General features: G+C 63.0%; 12 protein-coding genes. 10 read left to right on the top strand and 2 right to left on the bottom strand.

The window, feature by feature from the left end:
• The first annotated feature begins 82 nt into the window (after window positions 1-82).
• From D2E23_RS09920 to ilvC (D2E23_RS09940), 4 genes are all read left to right on the top strand, one after another.
• Window positions 83-1042: a class C sortase gene (locus D2E23_RS09920; protein ID WP_241227279.1), complete on the top strand. Its 960-nt coding sequence runs from the start codon at window positions 83-85 to the stop codon at window positions 1040-1042.
• A gap of 630 nt (window positions 1043-1672) precedes the next feature.
• Window positions 1673-3034, top strand: a complete 1362-nt coding sequence (locus D2E23_RS09930; RefSeq protein ID WP_126030752.1) for an MFS transporter — start codon at window positions 1673-1675, stop codon at window positions 3032-3034.
• Between the two features lie 324 nt (window positions 3035-3358).
• On the top strand, window positions 3359-4411 hold the full coding sequence (gene ilvC, locus D2E23_RS09935; RefSeq protein WP_126030753.1) for a ketol-acid reductoisomerase: 1053 nt from the start codon (window positions 3359-3361) through the stop codon (window positions 4409-4411).
• Between the two features lie 785 nt (window positions 4412-5196).
• Window positions 5197-6249, top strand: coding sequence for a ketol-acid reductoisomerase (ilvC, locus tag D2E23_RS09940; protein ID WP_093960918.1), 1053 nt, complete (start codon window positions 5197-5199; stop codon window positions 6247-6249).
• Window positions 6250-6431: 182 nt separating this feature from the next.
• On the opposite strand, the gene D2E23_RS09945 is transcribed toward ilvC (D2E23_RS09940), so the two are convergent.
• A complete protein-coding gene (locus D2E23_RS09945) occupies window positions 6432-7589 on the bottom strand; it encodes a CdaR family transcriptional regulator (RefSeq protein ID WP_164520776.1) in 1158 nt (385 codons plus the stop codon).
• Between the two features lie 218 nt (window positions 7590-7807).
• On the opposite strand from D2E23_RS09945, the gene D2E23_RS09950 reads away from it, so the two are divergent.
• The 3 genes from D2E23_RS09950 (at window position 7808) to D2E23_RS09960 (ending at window position 13504) form a co-directional block, all read left to right on the top strand.
• Complete coding sequence (locus tag D2E23_RS09950) at window positions 7808-9118, top strand: GntP family permease (RefSeq protein WP_126030755.1); 1311 nt, start codon at window positions 7808-7810, stop codon at window positions 9116-9118.
• Between the two features lie 89 nt (window positions 9119-9207).
• Window positions 9208-10386, top strand: coding sequence for a glycerate kinase (locus D2E23_RS09955; RefSeq protein ID WP_126030756.1), 1179 nt, complete (start codon window positions 9208-9210; stop codon window positions 10384-10386).
• 382 nt (window positions 10387-10768) lie between these two features.
• Window positions 10769-13504, top strand: a complete 2736-nt coding sequence (locus D2E23_RS09960) for a S9 family peptidase (protein ID WP_241227281.1) — start codon at window positions 10769-10771, stop codon at window positions 13502-13504.
• Between the two features lie 201 nt (window positions 13505-13705).
• Here D2E23_RS09960 and D2E23_RS11655 read toward each other — a convergent pair whose 3' ends face one another.
• Window positions 13706-13843 (bottom strand): hypothetical protein, encoded by a 138-nt coding sequence (locus D2E23_RS11655; protein ID WP_164520777.1) that lies wholly within the window; start codon window positions 13841-13843, stop codon window positions 13706-13708.
• A 244-nt stretch (window positions 13844-14087) separates the two neighbouring features.
• On the opposite strand from D2E23_RS11655, the gene D2E23_RS09965 reads away from it, so the two are divergent.
• From D2E23_RS09965 to D2E23_RS12050, 3 genes are all read left to right on the top strand, one after another.
• Entirely contained in the window at window positions 14088-17072 is a 2985-nt protein-coding gene (locus D2E23_RS09965) for a prealbumin-like fold domain-containing protein (protein WP_126030758.1), read from the top strand.
• 22 nt (window positions 17073-17094) lie between these two features.
• Window positions 17095-19152 (top strand): isopeptide-forming domain-containing fimbrial protein, encoded by a 2058-nt coding sequence (locus D2E23_RS09970; protein ID WP_126030759.1) that lies wholly within the window; start codon window positions 17095-17097, stop codon window positions 19150-19152.
• Between the two features lie 121 nt (window positions 19153-19273).
• Window positions 19274-20410, top strand: coding sequence for a hypothetical protein (locus tag D2E23_RS12050; protein WP_126030760.1), 1137 nt, complete (start codon window positions 19274-19276; stop codon window positions 20408-20410).
• The last annotated feature ends 123 nt before the right edge of the window (window positions 20411-20533 follow it).

A 20533-nucleotide genomic window follows, 5' to 3' on the forward strand; every position in this document is an offset into this window, starting at 1 on the left:
CACCCGGCGCGGCGATCCCGGCGCGCCCGCCGCACAGCAACCATCGCAGGCGTGCCACGCGGGAACGTGGATCAGCGGGATCATGGCGGTGCTTTTCCTTATTCTCGTCATCGCGCTCGCCGGCTGGCTCATCAGCTCGCGCATGCAGGCCGACTCCACGCAGCGCCGCACTGCCGAACAGGCCAATCAGGCCGCATCCCAGCTCACCGGAGAGCAATCGTCGCGCGCGCTCAAAGAGGCCCGCGCCTACAACCACAAGCTTTTCGAAGACGGACAGAACGATCTCGGCGCCATCCAGGACCCATACGCCGCCATCCAACTACAGAAAGCGGCCGTCACCAAGGCCACGTCCGGAACCGACGGCAGCGGCTCCTCCAACGCATCTGCCCGCCGCACCGACGCCGAGGTCATCGCCGCCGATCAGGGCGAAAAATCCGCGGCCGACGCCGACTACAACCGACTCGTCAACATCGGCGACGGCATCATGGGATCCCTCACCATCCCGTCCATCAACGCCACCATGCCCATCTACCACGGCACGTCCAACGAGGCGCTGTCGTCGGGCGCCGGCCACCTGTATGGCACATCGCTGCCCGTGGGTGGCACCGACTCGCACGCCGTGCTCACCGCCCACCGAGGACTCGTCACCGCCGACCTGTTCACGCGCCTCGACGAGGTGCGCACGGGCGATACGTTCGCCATCCACGTGCTTGGCAACACCCTCAACTATCGCGTGGATCGCATCAGCGTGGTCGACCCGGACGATGTCAGCCAGCTCAAGATCACGCCCGGCGAGGACCGCGTCACGCTCGTCACATGCACCCCGTACGGCGTCAACACACACCGGCTGCTCGTCTCCGCCATCCGCACGTCCGACTCCGCGCCCGCATCGACCGGCGTATCCCCGGTGCGCATCCGCCACGCGTGGCAGTACGCCACCGGCGTGGCCGCCCTGATCGTGCTGCTGGGCACCATGTACCTGCTCGTTTCTCGCCCGCCTGACCTTCCCCTAGGCTCCCACCGCGCCTCCGCTGCGCGGTGACGTTCCGGATTCCTCCTCCGTGCGCGTTCCGTTCCTGCCTGAGGGGCCAGCCTCCATACCGTGGCTCCCCTCAGAGAGGGGAGCCAGACGATTTTGTCCGGGCACGGCGTTCGCCAGCTCCCCTCAGGGAGGGAACCTCAGCCTCAAACCCCTACTCCCGCAACGCCTCCGCGCCCTTACGATCGTATAGTGACCCCGACCCCGTCCACATAGTGGCCCCCGGGTGGCATCTGCCCCGGCACGGGCCTATCTTCTCAAGTGGTTCGGGTCGCAAGGCCCGTGGAAATGACTTTGATACCGAAGGGAGGTTCGCCATGATGTACGGAATGACCGCGTTTGCCGCTGTGTCCGGCCGAATTATTATTCCGTCTTCGTTGGCGGACTGATTCGGCATTCACACTGTTCGAGCACGCCAACGATTGGCGGGGCCCGAACGGACACAATCTGTTTTAGCCCTGCCAAAAGCGGGGCTTTTTTGATGCTCGGCAGATGTTTCACCGAGCGGAATCGTTCAGCAAAGTCAATAAGAACAGAAGAGAAATTACTGATTACCACACATGTGAGCGCAAACGTACGTCGTGGCAGCTCGGCGATGTTTCACGCGCATGTGATTAACAGGAGATTAGAGAAATGACAGCAGTCGACAAGACTGTCGCGGCGGACGCCGCGAATCCCGCCACCTTGGTGCGTGACTCGGTCAAGACCGTGATCGCCGCATCCATGGTCGGCACGGCCATCGAGTTCTACGACTTCTACGCCTACGGCACCGCCGCGGCGAACTACTTCCCGCACATCTTCTTCTCGGACAAGGCGAACCCCACGGTCGCCCTGCTGATGAGCCTGCTGACCTTCGCCATCGCGTTCATCGCCCGCCCGCTCGGCTCCCTCGTGTTCGGCCACTTCGGTGACCGCATGGGCCGCAAGACCACGCTGGTCGTCTCCCTGATGACCATGGGTATCGGCACGTTCCTCATCGGCTGCCTGCCCACCTACAACACCTGGGGCATCGCGGCGGTTGCGCTGCTCTGCCTGCTGCGCTTCGTCCAGGGCATCGGCCTTGGCGGTGAGTGGTCCGGCGCGGCTCTGGTCGCCACCGAGAACGCTCCTGAAGACAAGCGCGCCCTCTACGGCTCCTTCCCGGAGCTCGGCGCCCCGATCGGCTTCTTCCTGTCCAACGGCACCTACTTCGTGCTCGAGTCCTTCAACGACTCCGACGCCATGCTCGCCTGGGGCTGGCGCGTGCCGTTCCTGCTGAGCGCCATCCTCGTGATCATCGGCCTCGTCGTCCGAGTCCACATGGAGGAGACCCCGATCTTCCGTCTCGCCCAGGAGCAGAAGAAGGTCGTCAAGTCCCCGCTCACCGAGGTGTTCCGCAAGTCCTGGAAGCAGGTCCTGCAGGCCACGTTCCTCGTCGCCGTCACCTACACGCTGTTCTACACGCTCGCCACCTGGTCCCTCGCCTGGGGCACCAAGGAGAAGGGCGAAGGCGGTGGCAGCCTCGGCTTCACCAATCAGGAATACCTGCTCATGCTCATGATCGCCATCTGCGTGTTCGCTGCCTTCATCGTGATCTCCTGCGTGAACGCCGACAAGTTCGGCCGCAAGCGCGTGATCATCACCTCCTCCGTGCTGCTCGTCGTGTTCGCCGCCCTGTTCCCGTTCCTGCTGAACGGTGAGATCGTCGGCCAGCGCAACTTCGTTGCCAACATGGCCTTCCTGTGCATCGGCTTCGCTCTGATGGGCACCGCGTTCGGCCCGATCGGCGCGTTCCTGCCCGAGCTGTTCGACGCCAACGTCCGCTACTCCGGCTCCGGCATCGGCTACAACCTGGCCGCCATCGTCGGCGCGGCGTTCGTGCCGACCATCGCCACTTGGCTGAGCTCCCACTGGGGTGTGCACTCCGTGGGCATCTACCTCGGCGTGATGGCCCTGTGCTGCCTCGTCGCCGTGCTCTCCTGCCACGAGACCAAGAACGTCGACTTCACCAAGTAAGTCAGCCAATAAATTCACCAAGAAGTCATCTTTGACTCCTTGACCTGTGCCTTCTCCATCGGGGAAACTCGATGGGGGAGACATACGGTGGGAACGATCACATGTGACCGTTCCCATCCCCAGTCCGCAACCCGGGCAAAAACAATTCAATATTTGGACGCCGGCTTTTATGCCGGCCTCTGGAGGACTAGAACTAGTTCCCAGTGATCGATGACTTTCAACGTCTAGGACACAATCCTTCTCGCCGAAGGCCGTCAGCAATCTCAACCGATTGCCGGACGTCCAACGCTCGGTAATCACCAAACTAATAAAGGAGTGCCAATCATGGCAGCAACTATCTGGTACGAGAAGGACGCCGATCTGTCCGTGCTCGAAGGCAAGAAGGTGGCCATCCTCGGCTACGGTTCCCAGGGTCACGCTCACGCGCTGAACCTGCGTGATTCCGGCGTTGACGTGGTGGTCGGTCTTCGTCCTACCTCCAAGTCCGTGGAGTTCGCCAAGGAGCAGGGCCTCGAGGTCAAGTCCGTGCCGGAGGCCGTCGCCGAGGCCGACATCGTCATGATCCTTCTGCCTGATCAGTACCAGGCCGCCGTGTACAAGAAGGACGTTGAGCCGAACCTGAAGCCGGGCGCCGCTCTGGCCTTCGCTCATGGCTTCAACATCCACTACGGATACATCAAGCCCACCGAGGATCACCCGGTGTTCATGGTCGCCCCGAAGGGCCCGGGCCACATCGTGCGTCGTGAGTACGCCGCTGGCCGTGGTGTCCCGGTGGTCGTGGCCGTGGAGCAGGATCCTCGCGGTGACGGCTGGGCCATCACCCTGGCTTACGCCAAGGCCCTCGGCGCTCTGCGCGCCGGCGCCATCAAGACCACCTTCACCGAGGAGACCGAGACCGATCTGTTCGGCGAGCAGGACGTCCTCATGGGCGGCATCAACCACCTGTGCGACATGGGCTTCGATGTGCTGACCGAGGCTGGCTACCAGCCGGAGATCGCCTACTTCGAGGTGTTCCACGAGCTGAAGATGCTGGTGGACCTCGCCAACGAGGGTGGTCTGAACAAGGCTCGCTGGAGCTGCTCCGACACCGCTCAGTACGGTGACTACACCTCCACGGTCATCACCGAGGAGACCAAGAAGCGCATGCAGTACCAGCTGAAGCGCATCCAGGACGGCTCCTTCGCCAAGGAGTTCATGGATGACCAGGCTGCCGGCGCTCCGAAGTTCAAGAAGCTGCAGGAAGAGTACTCTCACCCGCACCTGGAGACCGTTGGCCCGAAGCTGCGCGCCATGTTCTCCTGGAACAACGGCCCGGCCAAGGACGCTGATGAGGCTGAGTCCTTCAACGGCAAGATCGCTCGTACCCAGGTTCAGTGATTGCCGCCGACCAACCGGTCGTGATTGCCGCTCCCCACTGAGGGTGGCAAGCCCAAACGCATAGAAGCCGCCGCTCCCGTTCATTCGGGACGGCGGCTTTTGCGTATCGCGACGCCCCATCCGCTCCGTCGTCGGTCTCCGTATCCGTCCGTCGTTCGTTTGCGTACCCATCCGTTGCAATACTCACGTCGCGTATCCGTCTCTTCTCGTACTTTCGCTGCGGGTTTGTCACACATCTCCAACGAACCCGCAGCGGGGGAGTCGTCATACTGCGGGTTTGTCGTATACGCGTGACAAACCCGCACTGAGGAACCCTCCAGACTGCGGGTTCGTATCGTCCGTATGACGAACCCGCAGTGAGGTGTGTCGTAGACTGCGGGTTCGTTATGTCGACGTGACGAACCCGCAGTAGCAGCAGATCGTGATGGATCGCAGCGGACGATGGGCGGAGATGACGGGCAGACGTGGACGATCCCATGGGTGAGGATGCCGGCGGTTGACGCTGCCGTACATTGTCGGCGCACACCGACGTGCGTCAAACGATGCAGGTTGAGCCGCGCCGACTCAGGAGTGCGCCCACGTTGTGGACGGGAATGTGACGAAAGCGACATTATCGGTAGGATAGTGGGCAGTTTGCAGGACAAAATCCTCAGATGAGCTCGTCTGGGTAAGTGATTCGGCCGGTCCAACGGGATCGCGGCAATCACGCATCGGACAAACGCGCGTCACGCGCGGCGCACTATGCGCAACCACAACAACATTCGCAGTAGTTAAGGAGTGCTTACATGGCTGCACAGATCTGGTACGAGAACGACGGCGATCTGTCCGTTCTCCAGGGCAAGAAGGTTGCCATCATCGGTTACGGTTCCCAGGGTCACGCTCACGCGCTGAACCTGCGTGATTCCGGCGTTGACGTGGTGGTCGGCCTGCGCCCCACCTCCAAGTCCGTCGAGTTCGCCAAGGAGCAGGGCCTCGAGGTCAAGTCCGTGCCGGAAGCCGCCGCTGAGGCCGACGTGATCATGATCCTGGCCCCCGACCAGTACCAGCGCACCATCTGGGCCAACGACATCGAGCCCAACATCAAGCCGGGTGCCGCCGTCGCCTTCGCCCACGGTTTCAACATCCACTACGGCTACATCAAGCCCACCGAGGATCACCCGGTGTTCATGGTTGCCCCGAAGGGCCCGGGTCACATCGTGCGTCGTGAGTACGCCGCTGGCCGTGGCGTCCCGGTCGTGGTGGCCGTTGAGCAGGATCCGCGTGGCGACGGCTGGGCTCTGACCCTGGCTTACGCCAAGGCTCTCGGTGCCCTGCGCGCCGGCGCCATCAAGACCACCTTCAAGGAAGAGACCGAGACCGATCTCTTCGGCGAGCAGAACGTGCTCATGGGTGGCGTGAACAAGCTCGTCGAGATGGGCTTCGAGGTTCTCACCGACGCCGGTTACCAGCCGGAGATCGCCTACTTCGAGGTCTGCCACGAGCTGAAGATGCTCGTCGATCTCATGAACGAGGGTGGTCTGAACAAGGCCCGTTGGTCCTGCTCCGACACCGCTCAGTACGGCGACTACACCAACACCGTGATCAACGAGGACTGCCGCAAGCGCATGGAGTACCACCTGGGCCGCATCCAGGACGGTTCCTTCGCCAAGGAGTTCATCGACGATCAGGACGCCGGCGCCCCGCACTTCAAGGAGCTGCAGGAGAAGTACTCCAACGAGCGCATCGAGACCGTCGGCCCGAAGCTGCGTGCCATGTTCTCTTGGAACAAGGATGGCGTGAAGGACGCCGACGAGGCCAACTCCTTCACCGGCAAGATCGCCCGCGCCCAGGTTCAGTGAGCACCGTTCGGTGAGCACCACGCCGTGAGTACTGCGCGGTGATTCACTGACCCGCTCGCCGATTCGTCGATCCAATACCGACTGACGAACCGTAGGCGTACCAAGCGCATCAAACCGCCGCCCCCGTTCATTCGGGTGCGGCGGTTTTGCTTTTCGCGCCCTGTGTTTCACGCCTGAAGCGATCACGCCCTGTGAAACACCAGATACCGGCGCAGCAGGAACGCGAGCGCCAGCCCCGTATGCTCATTGAGCGCGCGCGGATTGTATCCGGTACGGCGCGCCATGGCGTTGAGATGGTTCTGCAGGGTGTTCTTGTGCAGGAACAGTTCGTCGGCCGCTCTCGTAATGCTGCCGTTGTGCTTTGTATAGACGTCGAACGTGCGTTGCAGATCGTCGATGTCGGCGTCGGGGATGCCGGCGAACACATGCTCGACGAATCGTGCCGCGTCCGGCCGCGGAATGGCGGACAGCAGCAGTCCGTAATCGAGATCGTCGTATCCGATCGTGCTGGCACTGCCGGTGAACCGCAGCCAATCGACGGCTGTTTCCGCCTGACGATGACTGACCCAGTATCGGTCGGCCGTGCTCGCCGTGCATCCCAGTCCCAGACTGATCGGCCGGTTCAGCGTACGTTCCATATCGACTCGCATGGCATCCATCAGAGTGCGCGTTTCCGCGGAAGTGTCGGTTGCGTCAGCTCCGTCGCCCTCCCCGCCGGCAGGCACGAGCACGCAGAACCCCTGTGCGGAGACGGTGAACAGGGTTCCGCTCCGTCGTCCCAGATGCCGGTGCAGCACGTCGTATATCGCGTCCCGGCCGGAATGATCGGCGTCCTGCGCGGTGCATCGTCCCACGGCTACCAGTCGTGGAACGGTGAGATCGACGTTCAGTGCGTCGGCGAGATAGGTCACCAATCCATGGTCATGTTGTTCCGAGGTGAGTAGGCTGATGAGATTCGTGGTCATCATGCGCTCGTCGAATCGGTTGATCTGTTCCGTGTTTTCGCGCACCAGAATCTCGGTCATCTTGCGGATCACGTCGCTGAACGGCTCGACCTGCGCGCGCTCGCCGGTCACGCCGATCACGGCCACCACGTCGTCGTTGAGCAGCACGGGCGTGTTGATGCCGTGCCGTGCACCTGCGAACTGTTCGTTGTTGTCGACGGCGATGGTGCGCCGCTGCTGTGCGGCGAGCAGTGCCGCGTCGTGCCGCGTGCCGATGCGCGTCGGATCGGTGCTGGCGATCATGATGCCGTCGGGGGAGAAGAAGTTGATGTCGTGCCGGATGATGCCTTTGAGATTCTCCACTATGGTCTGTGCGATGCGCGGATCGATGTTCATGACGCTAGTGTAGAGGATTTTTCGGCATAAAAATAGTACGCATACCATTCCACTATGGTTTTTCTGCTGGTTTTCCGTTCCTTGGAATATGGAAAACCGTTGTTTTTTCTTAGAAAATAGAGCTATCAAGATCAATCGTGACGGATGGGCGTTCCAATGCGGGAGCGGCCTTTCGGAATCGATGTTGGTTCGTGTACTACAGTCAAAGGAGATTTCCCATGGTGGAGGGTGTGTCGATCGCATGGTGGGCTGCACTGGTCGGCCTTGCCGTCGCGATCGTGCTGATTCTGAAGAAGCTCAATGCCACGTACGCGCTGCTGCTGGGCGCGGTGGTCGGATGCCTGATCGGCGGCGCATCGCTTGCGCAGACGGTGAACGTGGTGGTCGCCGGCGGTCAGAGCGTGGTCGGCACCATCGTGCGCGTGCTTGCCGCCGGCGTGCTGGCCGGTGTGATGATGGAGTCCGGTGCGGCGGACCGCATCGCCAAGACCATCGTCGCGAAGTTCGGCGAAAGCCTAGCGATTTTTTCGTTGGCGTTCGCCACGATGATCATCTGCGCGGTCGGCGTGTTCATTCCCGTGGCGGTGCTGATCGTCGCCCCGATCGCGCTCGAGGTGGGCAACCGTCTGGGCATCTCCAAACTGGCGTTGCTTGTGGCGCTGTCCGGCGGCGGCAAGGCCGGCAACATCATCTCCCCGAATCCGAACACCATTGCCGCCGCCTCCGGTTTCGGCATCCAGCCGTCCGCGGTCATGGTGGGCAGCTTCATTCCGGCCGTCTGTGGTCTCGCCATGGCGGTACTGCTGGCCACGCTGCTGCGCAATCATGGCGCTGCGCCGACTCTCGCCGAAGTCGGCAACGGCAATGCTGATGCCGCCGCCGAGTCCGCTCGTGAACTGCCGACGATCGGCCGTGCACTGGTCGCGCCGGTCATCGCCATCGTGTTGCTGCTCGTCAACCCGATCGGCAGCGTGCTGGGCATCGGTCTGCTGACGCGCTTCCAGGTGGATGCCATGTACATTCTGCCGTTCGCCGCTGTGATCGGACTGTTTGTCATGGGTCAGGGCCGTCATCTGCTCGACTACACCAAAGCCGGCCTCGCGCGCATGACCGATGTGGTTCTCATCCTGATCGGCGCCGGCGCGATCGGCGGCCTGATCACGAACTCGGACCTGTCCACGCAGATCGTGAACCTCATCAAGGCGTGGGGCGTCTCCGGCTCGTTGCTCGCTCCGCTGGCCGGCATACTCATGGCGGCGGCCACGGCATCCACCTCCACTGGCGTGATCCTCGGCAGCAGCTCGTTCGGCTCGTCGATTCTCGACTTCGGCGTGACTCCGGTCGCCGCGGCCGTGACCATGCAGGCCGGCGCCACGGTGATCGACCACCTGCCGCACGGCAATTACTTCCACGTCAGCGGTCAGGCGATGAAGATGACGGTCGGTGAGCGCATGAAGAGCGTGCCGTTCGAATCGATCGTCGGTCTGACGATGACCATCGTGGCCACGCTCATCTACACCCTGTTCTGACTGTTCCGACTGTTCTGAGCAGCCGCCCCCTGTTCTTTTTACCCAACTTTGCCATTGAACATCAATCGTTGAAATCAAAGGAGATCGTCATGAAGTTCGTTATCGCGCCGGATTCGTTCAAGGGATGCATGACTGCCAAGCAAGCCGCCGAGGCGATGCGCACGGGACTGCGCCGCGTGTTTCCCGACGCCGAGTATGTGATGGTGCCGATGGCCGATGGCGGCGAGGGCACCGTGCAGTCGCTGGTCGATGCCACCGGCGGCACGCTGCACCAGGCGCGTGTACTCGACCCGCTGCAGCGCGAGACCGTTGCGGAATATGGTCTGCTGGGGTCTGCCGCTGATGCCGATGCCGATGCCGACGACAGTGCCACCGGCCCCACCGCCGTCATCGAAATGGCCGCGGCCAGCGGCATCCAGTTCGTGAACGACGACACCAAGAATCCGCTCGTCACCACCACGTACGGCACCGGTCAGCTGATCCGCGCCGCGCTCGACGACGGCGCCCGCACGATCATCCTCGGCGTGGGCGGATCCGCTACGAACGACGGTGGTGCCGGCATGGCCGAAGCGCTGGGCGTGCGCTTCCTCGACGCGGACGGCAACCCGATCCCGCGTGGCGGCGGATTCCTCGACCGACTCGACCGCATCGATGCGTCCGGCATCGACCCGCGCATCGCGCAGACGCGCATCCTCATCGCCTCCGACGTGACCAACCCGCTCGTCGGCCCCAAGGGCGCGTCGGCCGTATTCGGCCCACAGAAGGGCGCCACCCCGGACATGGTCGCGCAGCTCGACGCGAATCTGACGCACTACGCCGCCATCATCAAGCGCGACCTCGGCATCGACGTGGCCCACACTCCGGGCGCCGGCGGCGCGGGCGGACTGGGCGCAGGACTTCTCGCCTTCACGAAGTCGACCATGCGCTCCGGCGTCGAGATCGTCTCGCAGACCGTGCGACTGGCCGATCGCGCGGCCGACGCCGACTACTGCCTGACCGGCGAAGGCGGTATCGACTTCCAAACCCAGTACGGCAAGACCCCGATGGGTGTGGCGCAGGCCGTGCGCCGCGGCAATCCGAACATCGGTGTGATCGCGCTCGCCGGATACGTGGGCGAAGGCATCGACCAGCTGTACGATCTCGGCATCGACGCGGTATTCGGCATCGTTCCCGCCGCCGTCTCCCTGGAACGCGCGCTCGCCGACGGTCCGGCGAACCTCGAACGTACGGCGGAGAACGTCGGCCGACTGATCGCGCTGCCCCGCTGACCTGACGGCGTCAAACGTTCCGAAATCCAAGGTGATTTCTTCCCCGGCCGATCGCAATGCCGAGTTTTGTGGTTTTTCTCCGCGCCTATTCGAGGACAGAGCCTCATGTGAGCCCTCACTATATGACGACGTATCCCGGAAAACCACAAAACTCGGCATCCCATTGCGAATCACCGGTTTCCTGACGAAAAAATCCGGCGAAAAATAACGCGTCCGCAGTCTGAAGGCGAGTGTCCGACGACACGTTGGCGAGGCCGACACGGCATGTTCGGCAGGGGCGTCGTTCATCCATCCGTCACGCATAATGGTTTGGGGTCCACTTATATAGAGGTGCGTGACTATGACGGAACAGACGACTGATGATATGACGACCGACGATGCGATGGCAGCGCCCGAGAGCGCCGCATCATCGTCTGAAGCGATTCGTGCCGCGATCGCCGCATACCCGCGGGCCAAGGCGCGTACCCAGCGGTTCTCGCTCGGCGCGCCACGCTCCGCAACGGTGCTCGACGACGGTTCCCACGCACTGTTCCTGCGTTCGCGTGGCCCCGAAGACGACGTCACCTGCCTGTGGCTGAGCTGGTTCGACGCCACCGGCAATCATCACGAGACGCTGCTGGCCGACCCGAGTGCGCTGCTGGACGCCAACGCCGACATTCCCGACGAGGAGAAGGCCCGCCGCGAGCGCGCCCGCGAATCCGCCGACGGCATCGTGTCATACAGCGTCAACGATTCCGGCAATCGCGTGGTGTTCACGGTCGGCGGCCGCCTGTGGCTCACCACGTTCGTGTTCGACGGCGACATCGAATTCATCGCCGACGTCGAGCCGGAGAACACCAGCGCGGACATCGTGTTGGAGAACATCGACTTCCCGGGTGCGCGTTCCGATGCCGCGCGCTCCGGCTCCGCTGGTTCCGCCTGTCGCAGCCCGGTGCGCGTGACCGTGGAGGATGGCGAACTTCACGCCGTGACCCGTGAGCTCGGCGACACCTGGTACGTGTCCGCAATGGCGGTCAGCGGTCACCGCGGCCGCCTGTTCCGCCCGGTGCTCAATCCGCGCATCTCCCCGAACGGTCGTCTGGTCGCCTACACGACCGGCCGTATGATCAACCTCGTCGTGATCGGCGAGAACGGTCAGCCGGACGACGAACGTTCGATCTGCGGCGTGGCCGACGATCCGAACATCACCGTTGGTCTGGCGGAGTTCGCCGCCGGCGAGGAGATGGACCGGTACGAGGGCTTCTGGTGGTCGCCCGACTCGCGCAGCCTGCTCATCGAACGTGCCGACGAGTCGCCCGAACCGCTGTGGCACATCTCCGATCCTGCCGATCCGACCAAACCCGCACAGTCCCGTCACTATCCGCAGGCGCTTACGCGCAATGCCGACGTGCGTTTGTTCCGTTTCAACATCGGTTCCGCCGAGTATCGTGCCGGCAACATGGCGTTCGCCAGCGTGGAGGACCTGCCCGAAGTGTGGTGGGACCGTCGTGGCTACGAATACCTGGCCGACGTGCACTGGAGTCGCGGCGGCGACCCGCTGCTGCTCGTGCAGAACCGTCGCCAGACCGCCGATCAGGTGCTCGCCGTGAAGCCCGAAGGCAGCGATCCCCACGTGGGGTACGCGTCGCAGCACAGCATCCTCGACGGGTTCGCGCTCGCCGACGACAACGGTCTGCTGGCGAACGAGGAGGCGCGCAAGCGTTGGCTGCCGACGAGTACGCTGACGGTGAGCGGCAGCCGGTATTGGCTGGATCTGATCCATGGCTGCCCGGCGTGGACGCCCGGCGGCCGTCTGATCACCGCCATGCCCGACGAGGAGACCGATACCATGCGTCTGGCGGTTGACGGTCATGCGTTCACCCCGGTCGGCTGGCAGATCCTTGACGTGCTTGACGTGACCGATCACGACGTGCTCGCCCGTGCGACCCGTGATGCGCGCGCCGTGGACGTGGTGAGTTTCACACTGCCCGAGGAGGGCCAGGAGTTCATCGGCTCGTATTGGCAGGAGCTGACCGTCGACAGGCACTTCGACGCGCAGAACGCGTGCGGTGCCGGGCGGCAGACATCCGATTCGGAGGATCAGGGCACGACGAACGGTGGTTTCGGCAATCGTTTCGCGGCCGATTCCGCGTCCGGCGGCTGTCCCGAACCGATCGTGCTGAACCCTGAGACCGGCGTGTGGACAGCCTCGCGATCCGGCAATGGTCTGGTGTTGACCGGCCGGACCATGCACGACGATCGCAGCATGATGCTGCACATGTTCGGTGCCAACGCGGACAGCGGATACTCCGCGACGGTGACCAACCATGCGGCCGTCCCCGGATTCGCGCCCCGCACCGAATTCGTGCGACTGGGCTCGCAGGGCATGTACGCGGCGATCACGCTGCCGTCCGAATCCAGTCCGTACGCGCACGCGGAGAAACTGCCCGTGCTGATGAAACCGTACGGCGGTCCGATGCATCGTGAGGTCATGTTCAGCCAGGCGTACTACTGGGATTCACAGTGGTGGGCCGATCAGGGCTTCATCGTGGTGGCGGCCGACGGTCACGGCACCGGCGCGCGCGGTCTGCACTGGGATCACGCCATGTTCGAACGTTTCGACATCGCGTTAGACGATCAGGTCGACGCCGTTCACGCGCTGCCCGAGGCGATGGCCGCGCTTGGCGCGTCGAAGGGCTTGGCAGTGCCCGCGCCCGACCTCGATCATGTGGCCATGATCGGCTGGTCGTACGGCGGATATTTGTCGGCCTTGGCCGTGCTGCGCGCGCCCGACGTGTTCCACGCCGCCTGCGCCGGCGCTCCGCCGACCGATTGGACGCTGTACGATACGCACTACACCGAGCGGTATCTCGGCCTGAACCCGACCGTGTACGAACGCAACAGTCTGATCAAGGACGCGCCGAACCTGCGTCGCCCGCTGCTGCTGATCCACGGTTTCGCCGACGACAACGTGACCGTGGCGAACTCGCTGCGACTGAGTTCCGCACTGCTGGCCGCCGGCCGTGAGCACACCGTGCTGCCGCTGACCGGCATCACGCACATGACCAACGACGAGACCGTGGCCGAAAACCTGCTGCTGTTCCAGCGCGACTTCCTCCGCAAGGCGCTCGCCGAGTAGTCGGGCGTGCGCGCCGAGTGGTTTCGCCAAGTAGTCGGGCGCGCGGCGTGGCGTAGAGGGCCTCTTCTTGAGAGGGGCGCGCTGCGTGATTGTGTTTCCGCTGGCGCGAAAACAGTCACCTCATCAGTCACGCTACGCGTGACAGCTTCCCCAGGGGAAGCCGGCTGCGCCACATACCGGTCTTCCCCTTAGGCTGAGCCGTCAAATGAACAGTCCAGTGGACTGTTCATAGGCGAGGACGAGCCGACAGGCGAGCAGAATATCGCCGGCCGCAGGCCATCCATTCTTGCAGATGAAGGTGGCCGGCGCAGCCGGACGGATGAGGTGACGATGCTTCACCGCGACAGGATTCCTTCTCCGCGCTCGCCCGCTCTCTCAATACCCCCTTCCATGGGTGCTGTGGCTTTGCCTGCCAATGTGGTCAAATGGAACCCCCTCCATCTCACCAGTTGCAATCATTGCCCTCGATCCTCCGCCTTCATTGCTGATTCCTCCCCTCACACCCCTACGGGGGTATGGCTCCCGAAACAGGGGCCATACGATGGGCCGTACCTGAACGAGAGATCAGCAATGGAGGCTGGATATGAAGGGTTTTCTCATTGTGACAAGATGCGTCACGCTACTCACCGCATCGCTTGGCAGCATGATCGGCAAACTGATCGCCGCGTTGTTGCTGTTTCTGGCGGCGTTGGTCGCTCCTCCCGGCACCTACGATGACTCGCGATCGATCTCCATACGGAATGATTCCGGAGGCGATTCCAGTCAAACCCAGGTCGACTCCGCAACGACGCGGGTCGCCAACACTGGTAGCAAGCGCGTGCACATTTCCAGCAGCCGGTTCATCGTCGCCAAGATCGAACCGGACGCGGTGGGCTTCGACGATGTGGCCGCCGCCTCGAAAAACCACGCCATCAATCCCGACGGCACCGTCGGCGTCCGGAACGGTGGCGTGCAGTTCGTACTCTGGCCCGAATACCATGCCGCCAACGGCGCCTGGTACGTCTACGAGCAACGCTTCACCGAGCAGAACGGCGATGGCACGTGGAAGGACGAGGGGCGCTGGTATCAGAGCACGCTGAGCGCCGATGGGCTTGAAGGGGAGGCGTGGATCGAGACTGATGCGCCGAATCTCAAGGATGGTGGATCGTGGTCGCCAATGCCGCAGGGGTGCGACGGCGAACTGGACAACGGTGCCCGATACTGTACGGCCTCGCAAATGGAGGAAATGGAATACGCGTATTGGGGGAGCGACGGCGCTACCTCGAAAGTGTATTTCCCCGTCGCAGTCGACGATTACACGCAACCATATGAGGCTCATCAGTTCAAATATCGCGTGACCATGTCCCGTCCGTCACCTGACGAGGAGAGCAAAGGCAATGTGTTCTTTGGGCGGGATATTTCGGAAGTGATTACCGAAGTGAGTCATAAAGCTGATTCCTATTGGAGAGTCAATAGTTCATTTGTTACTCAATTGACGGATATCACAGGTCGTGACATCATCACTCCTTTGGAAGATTCTCCGATGAACTTTGAAGATGCAGCACCGGATAATTTGTCTGAGTCCGAAATGTCTTTGACGGATTCGAGTGAGGGGAACAGTCAGAGTGCGGTGTCGGCCGGCGGCATCGTCTCCCCGCAGGTTTCCAACATCGACTCGATCACCGTCAATCCCAGCAAGCTCATGGTCGGTCGCGCGCAGAAGCCTGGCGAGTTCAAGCTGCTGCTGACCGCGCTGCCGAACGATCGTGATGGTGTACACACCTCGGCCGAGATGACGCCCATGCCGAACCGCGGTTTTCTGATCAACGACGATCGCACGACGATGGGCGAGGACTGGTACGGCGCCAACGATCAGTCCTTCGCCTTCTCGATCAATCCCGGCAACGCTGAAGCGGCTTCCGGCGCTTCGCCGAACGTTTCGTCAGACGCCTCAGCCGGGCAGAACGGCGACACTCGCGCGAATTCAACCGCCGAATCCCATGCCGCAAGCCATCTGAGCGCACACCTCACCATCGCCTACACCACATACGATGTCTCGCCGGGATACGGCTCGTCATCCTCCCGCTGGTTCTCCTACCAGCTGTGCGAGCAGGGGCCGAGCGGCGGCTGCGTCACCCAGCAGGACAACACATCCAACGTCAATGCCGTCACCTACGATCTGTCCCGATACGTCATCTGGGTGCGCGGCGAGATCGACGAACGCAACGCCATGCGCCTGACCGCCGACAGTTTCATCGTCAAAACGCACGACCGGAACGGCAACGATCTGACCAATAATGGCGCTACGGAAGGCGAGCGCGGTCGGTTCGACGCAGAAACGCTCACGTTCGCACCTCGATTCGTCAACTCCATACGAGGGAACCTGTCGTTCACCAAGCAGAACGAGCAGGGAACGCCACTGCCCGGCGCGGAGTTCACCGCCGACGACCTGTCCGTTACCCAATCCGGCGACAAGCCGGGCACATACCGGTACGTGAACGGGAACGCGCCCAACGCCTCGCATGGTATGACGTCGGGCGCTGACGGTCGGGTGCATGTCACTGACATCGATCTGATCGACGTGTTCGGCTACGACGATGATCCGAATTCGGACCGATACGGGCAGCTGCTGAGGGAGTCCGTCAGCTATACGATCACCGAAACCAAGGCGCCGCCCGGATATGTGCTGCCGGTTGGCGAAGCGCCGAAGTTCAAGGTGATTCTCTACGCGGATGGCACGCTGAACTATCGTTCGATCTCGGACCGCGCCGGCGCGTTTTGCGAGAACGACGATGGCAATACCAACGGCGATTGTCGATTCATTGTGGTGAACTCCGGATTCCGTTTCCTCAAAGTCGATGACAACGGCAACCCACTGCGCGACGCCATATTCCGGATATTCGAAGGCCGGCAACTGCCGGACGCCGACAATGATGACGGCACGATCCCCGCGAAACCGCTGGTCTTCACACCGGTCGCAGACAGTGCCGGATCCTACAACCACACGCCCGCCGGCAGCGTCGACAATACCGGTGACGCCGGCAAAACCGACGGTGCCGACGCCATCGTGATCGATCTTGCCACCGATGAGCATGGCATGATCCACGTGCACAATCTGCCCGACGGCACGTATACGATTCGTGAGATTCGCGCGCCGATCGACGCCGACGGACGGGAGATCTACGCCAACAAACAGGACGTCTGGTTTCTCGTCGTCGTTCGTGACGGTACGGTTCGTCTCGCCGAACAGTCCGATCACGCCGATCAGTCCGGCGGAACCGCTCAGCCCAATGGAGTTCTGGCTGCGGACGGTCCCGCGACAGGCCCCGACGTCGCCGTCGGATGCACCAACGCCGTAACCGGCATGATCGCCGCCGACGATATGCCGACCTCACCGGTCTGCGTGGCCACCGCCACTAACCACCGCGTCAACCAGGTGGTGGAACTGCCCATGACCGGCGGCAGCGGAGGCCTGATACCGTGCGTGCTCGCCGGTAGCGGACTTCTCGCCCTGGCCGTCGGACTCCGTGCCGCCGCCATACGACTGCGAAACAAGCAGACGCACGAAACACAGAGTTCGCATCAGTAATCGTCAATCAAGGAGCATCATCATGAATCGTCTCACACACGTCACTCGCCTTATGCGTTCCATACTGGCCGTGCTCGCCATCGCACTGGTATCGATCGGCATGGTCAGTGCAGTCGCTCCGCCGGCTTCGGCCACACCTGGCGAAGACGCCGACGCCACCGCGGACCATCCGGTCGTCGGCACCTCGATCACCATCACCGCCGATACCAGCGCGCAGATTCGCGGCCACACGTTCGCCGCCTATCAGCTCGGCAACTACGACATCCTGCAACATTCCGGGACCGCGGGACTGAAAACCGTCACCGAACCGGCATCCGCCTACCAGCACATTCAGAACGCCATGGCCCAAGCGAATCCGGCATACGACGCGGAGCGTGACGGCGACCCGCTCGCCTGGGCCGTACAGGTGGAAGGCCGTCTCGATCACAGCGCCGCCTCGCCCTGGACAGGTCTCACCCGCGCGCTTGCCACCGCGCTCAACCCCAGCGAACTCGGCGAACCCGCTACCGTCACCGCGAATGATGGCACCATCGTCGCCACCGGAGAGCAGGTCACGGTCACGCTTGACGGACTCGACCCCGGTCTTTATCTGATCGTTGATGTCAGTGTACGGCAAGCGCAATCGCCATCATCGTCGCAAACGGATACGGACTCAACGTCATGGACCAACTCCATCCGCATGGTGGCCGGCACCCGGCTCACGGTCTGGGACGCCGCCACGAACTCGTCGACCACGCTCGCCGATGGCGTCATCAACCTCAAGAACCAGTCCGTTCCCATCCACAAGCAGATCGTCGACCCCGACGGCAAACCGCAGCCCGAACCCGACTACACGATCGGTGACACCATCCACTACGAAATCACCTCGACCGTGCCCGCCTACACCGGCTACGCGCCCACCGGCCGCATCTACCGCATCCTCGACACCATGAGCCAGGGGCTCACCTACGTCGGTGTCGCCTCGGTACGGATCGGCGAAACGACGCTCACGGAGGCGACCGGCGACGGTGCCGGCGATTACACGATCAGCGTGCGCGCGACCACGTATGAGTCCCGGCAGGGCGCGGCCGGTCAGGTGCCCGACGCGCTGATCGGCCAACCCGCCACCGAGATCACCGTCGATCTAGGCAATTACGTGAACCAGGCCAACAACGCCAATCCATTGCAGGAGGGCGCGGACGTGACCGTGCTGATCGTCGCCACGCTCAACGACAACGCCGTCGTCTCCGATCCGGGACTGCCGCAGGGCAACCCGAACAAGGTGGATCTCGTCTATTCGCACAATCCCGAGGACCTGACCGATCAGGCCACCGTTCCCGGCGGCGAAGTGAACGTGTACACGTTCCGGTTTCGCATCCGCAAGACCGATCTCGGTACGGGCCAGCCGCTCGAGGGCGCTGGGTTCATCGTGAAATCCGCGGACCGTGGATATCTCAAGACGTACGAGTCTGCGAGCGCCGAGCGTGCCGGTGAGGGCGTGAATGCCGATCAGGCGGGCAACGACGCCAGGTCCGGCGGATGGATATATACATCGAACGAATCCGACGCCATGGTCTTCACGTCCGACGCTGACGGCATGATCGACGGATTGGACGGCTTGGATGCCGGCACGTATACCGTGACGGAAACCAAGGCGCCCAACGACTATCAGAATGCCGTGCTGCCCACGTTCAGCTTCACCATCACCGCCGCGTATCAGCAGGATTCGAGTTCCAAGCCGGACGGCGCGGACGCGTGGGGCGACCATCATCTCGGAACCGTGACCTTCGGCGCGCCCGAGGGGGATGTGTGGAAACTCGTGCAGCAGGGTGGTGGCGTCGCTGGAGACGGTAACGGCTCGGGGAATGCAGGTGGTTCGGCGAATGCGGGAGACGCGGACGGTTCGGGAGACGCGAACGATGGCGTGCCGACCTTCCAATACACCGTCGGCAATGTGCGCAACGTGTCGGCACTGCCGAAGACCGGTGCGGCCGGCGTGGTGATGCTCGTCCCGATCGTGGCGCTGCTCGTGGCCGCGGCGATCATCTCCTACCTGCACGGGCGGGCGCTGCAGCGCAACGGCATGCACCTGCAGGAGTAGCATCGCCGGCCACAGCGGTGCCGGCATCGTAGCGGTGCGGCCGCAGTCGGACGGCGCCAACTTCGCTTATACCGATACTGATTCACCCATAACAACCCAACACCGATCAAAGGAGATCGTCATGTTCACCGCAGAGGAACGCCAATATCTCAGCTCACTGCCGGCCGTGTACTATGCCGGCACCGAACGCATCCTGTACACCGACGAATTCAAGTACGCGTGCATCGCCCGGTACATGGACGGCGAATCGCCCGTCGCTATCTTCCGCGAGGCCGGGCTCGATCCGGAACTGGTCGGACGCAAGCGCATCGAACGCTGCTTCGCCCGCTGGCGCGATTCGGAGGGGATCCGTCGCCGGCTGTCGGTGGACCGCATCCGTATGCAGCAGGAACGTGACGGCGGTGCAGCGTCGGCAGCGTCGATTGGCGTTACACCGATCGGTGAGACGTCGAATGATGGAGCGGGTTCGCCGTCGACTGGCGGGACAACGGCGCGGCCGGTCGGCGTAACGGGATCGATCTGTGGAATGCCTGCAAGCGTCGCCGCGGTTTCGGGCATGCGTGTCGGAATGACTTCGGTCGGTGGAGCGATGACGTCAACCGATGCGCCCAACGGAGTGATTGCGGCAGGACTGATGGCAGGCGGCGCAGCGTCATCCAGCATCGGCACCACGGCAACGGCCGAGGCGGGCCTCTCCGATCCCATTGCCAATGGTGTCCTCAGTCGTTTCCCTGATCACGCCGACTGCACTGACCACGCCGATGATACTGACACCGGTGTTGGCACCGACGATACTGACTGCACCGACGGCACCGACGGCACCAACACCGGCACGGCCACTGCCACCGATCCCGCCGCATCCCGCACCGTCTGCATGACGCACGACGACGGCTGTCTGCACACCAGACTACCGGGGGAGCCGACGATGATGTCCAAAGGTGACGTGCTCCGCATCCGCAGGGAGGCCGTGGCCAGTGCGGTCCGCGGCGAGAATATGTCCGGCCTGTGGAACGGCGGCAGACCAGATGCCCGCGAACTACTGCTCGATCAGCAGACCAGGCGCATCGACGAACTGGAACGCGAGATCGCACAGCTACGCGGCGTCGTGGCCCGTTCCACCGCCGTCATGGAACACGCCTTCGCCCGTCATGCCGCCCGACCGTCGACCTCCACGTCAACAGCGTCCACGTCACCGTCGTCCGCATCCGCGCGTGCCGAGTCCCGTGCCGCCCACCCCGCCGGCGGCGCCAGGCCGTAGCTTTCCTCCCGTCCGCATCCACTACCTCCGTTACATAAAGTTCCCGTAGGTTCTGTAATCTAAAACAATTGCCATATTGCGAAGAATCGCACGAGGAACCGCATCGTATCGCGATTGCCGCCG

It is taken from the genome of Bifidobacterium callimiconis (assembly GCF_003952005.1).
Classification (GTDB): Bacteria; Actinomycetota; Actinomycetes; order Actinomycetales; family Bifidobacteriaceae; genus Galliscardovia; species Galliscardovia callimiconis.

Excerpts from the sequence above, each read along its gene's own strand:
- D2E23_RS12050 (WP_126030760.1), top strand. The coding sequence starts at position 19,274 with ATGTTCACCGCAGAGGAACGCCAATATCTCAGCTCACTGCCGGCCGTG.
- D2E23_RS09920 (WP_241227279.1), top strand. The coding sequence starts at position 83 with ATGGCGGTGCTTTTCCTTATTCTCGTCATCGCGCTCGCCGGCTGGCTC.
- D2E23_RS09960 (WP_241227281.1), top strand. The coding sequence starts at position 10,769 with ATGGCAGCGCCCGAGAGCGCCGCATCATCGTCTGAAGCGATTCGTGCC.
- D2E23_RS09930 (WP_126030752.1), top strand. The coding sequence starts at position 1,673 with ATGACAGCAGTCGACAAGACTGTCGCGGCGGACGCCGCGAATCCCGCC.
- D2E23_RS09970 (WP_126030759.1), top strand. The coding sequence starts at position 17,095 with ATGAATCGTCTCACACACGTCACTCGCCTTATGCGTTCCATACTGGCC.
- ilvC (WP_093960918.1), top strand. The coding sequence starts at position 5,197 with ATGGCTGCACAGATCTGGTACGAGAACGACGGCGATCTGTCCGTTCTC.
- D2E23_RS09955 (WP_126030756.1), top strand. The coding sequence starts at position 9,208 with ATGAAGTTCGTTATCGCGCCGGATTCGTTCAAGGGATGCATGACTGCC.
- D2E23_RS09945 (WP_164520776.1), bottom strand. The coding sequence starts at position 7,589 with ATGAACATCGATCCGCGCATCGCACAGACCATAGTGGAGAATCTCAAA.
- D2E23_RS09965 (WP_126030758.1), top strand. The coding sequence starts at position 14,088 with ATGAAGGGTTTTCTCATTGTGACAAGATGCGTCACGCTACTCACCGCA.
- D2E23_RS09950 (WP_126030755.1), top strand. The coding sequence starts at position 7,808 with ATGGTGGAGGGTGTGTCGATCGCATGGTGGGCTGCACTGGTCGGCCTT.
- ilvC (WP_126030753.1), top strand. The coding sequence starts at position 3,359 with ATGGCAGCAACTATCTGGTACGAGAAGGACGCCGATCTGTCCGTGCTC.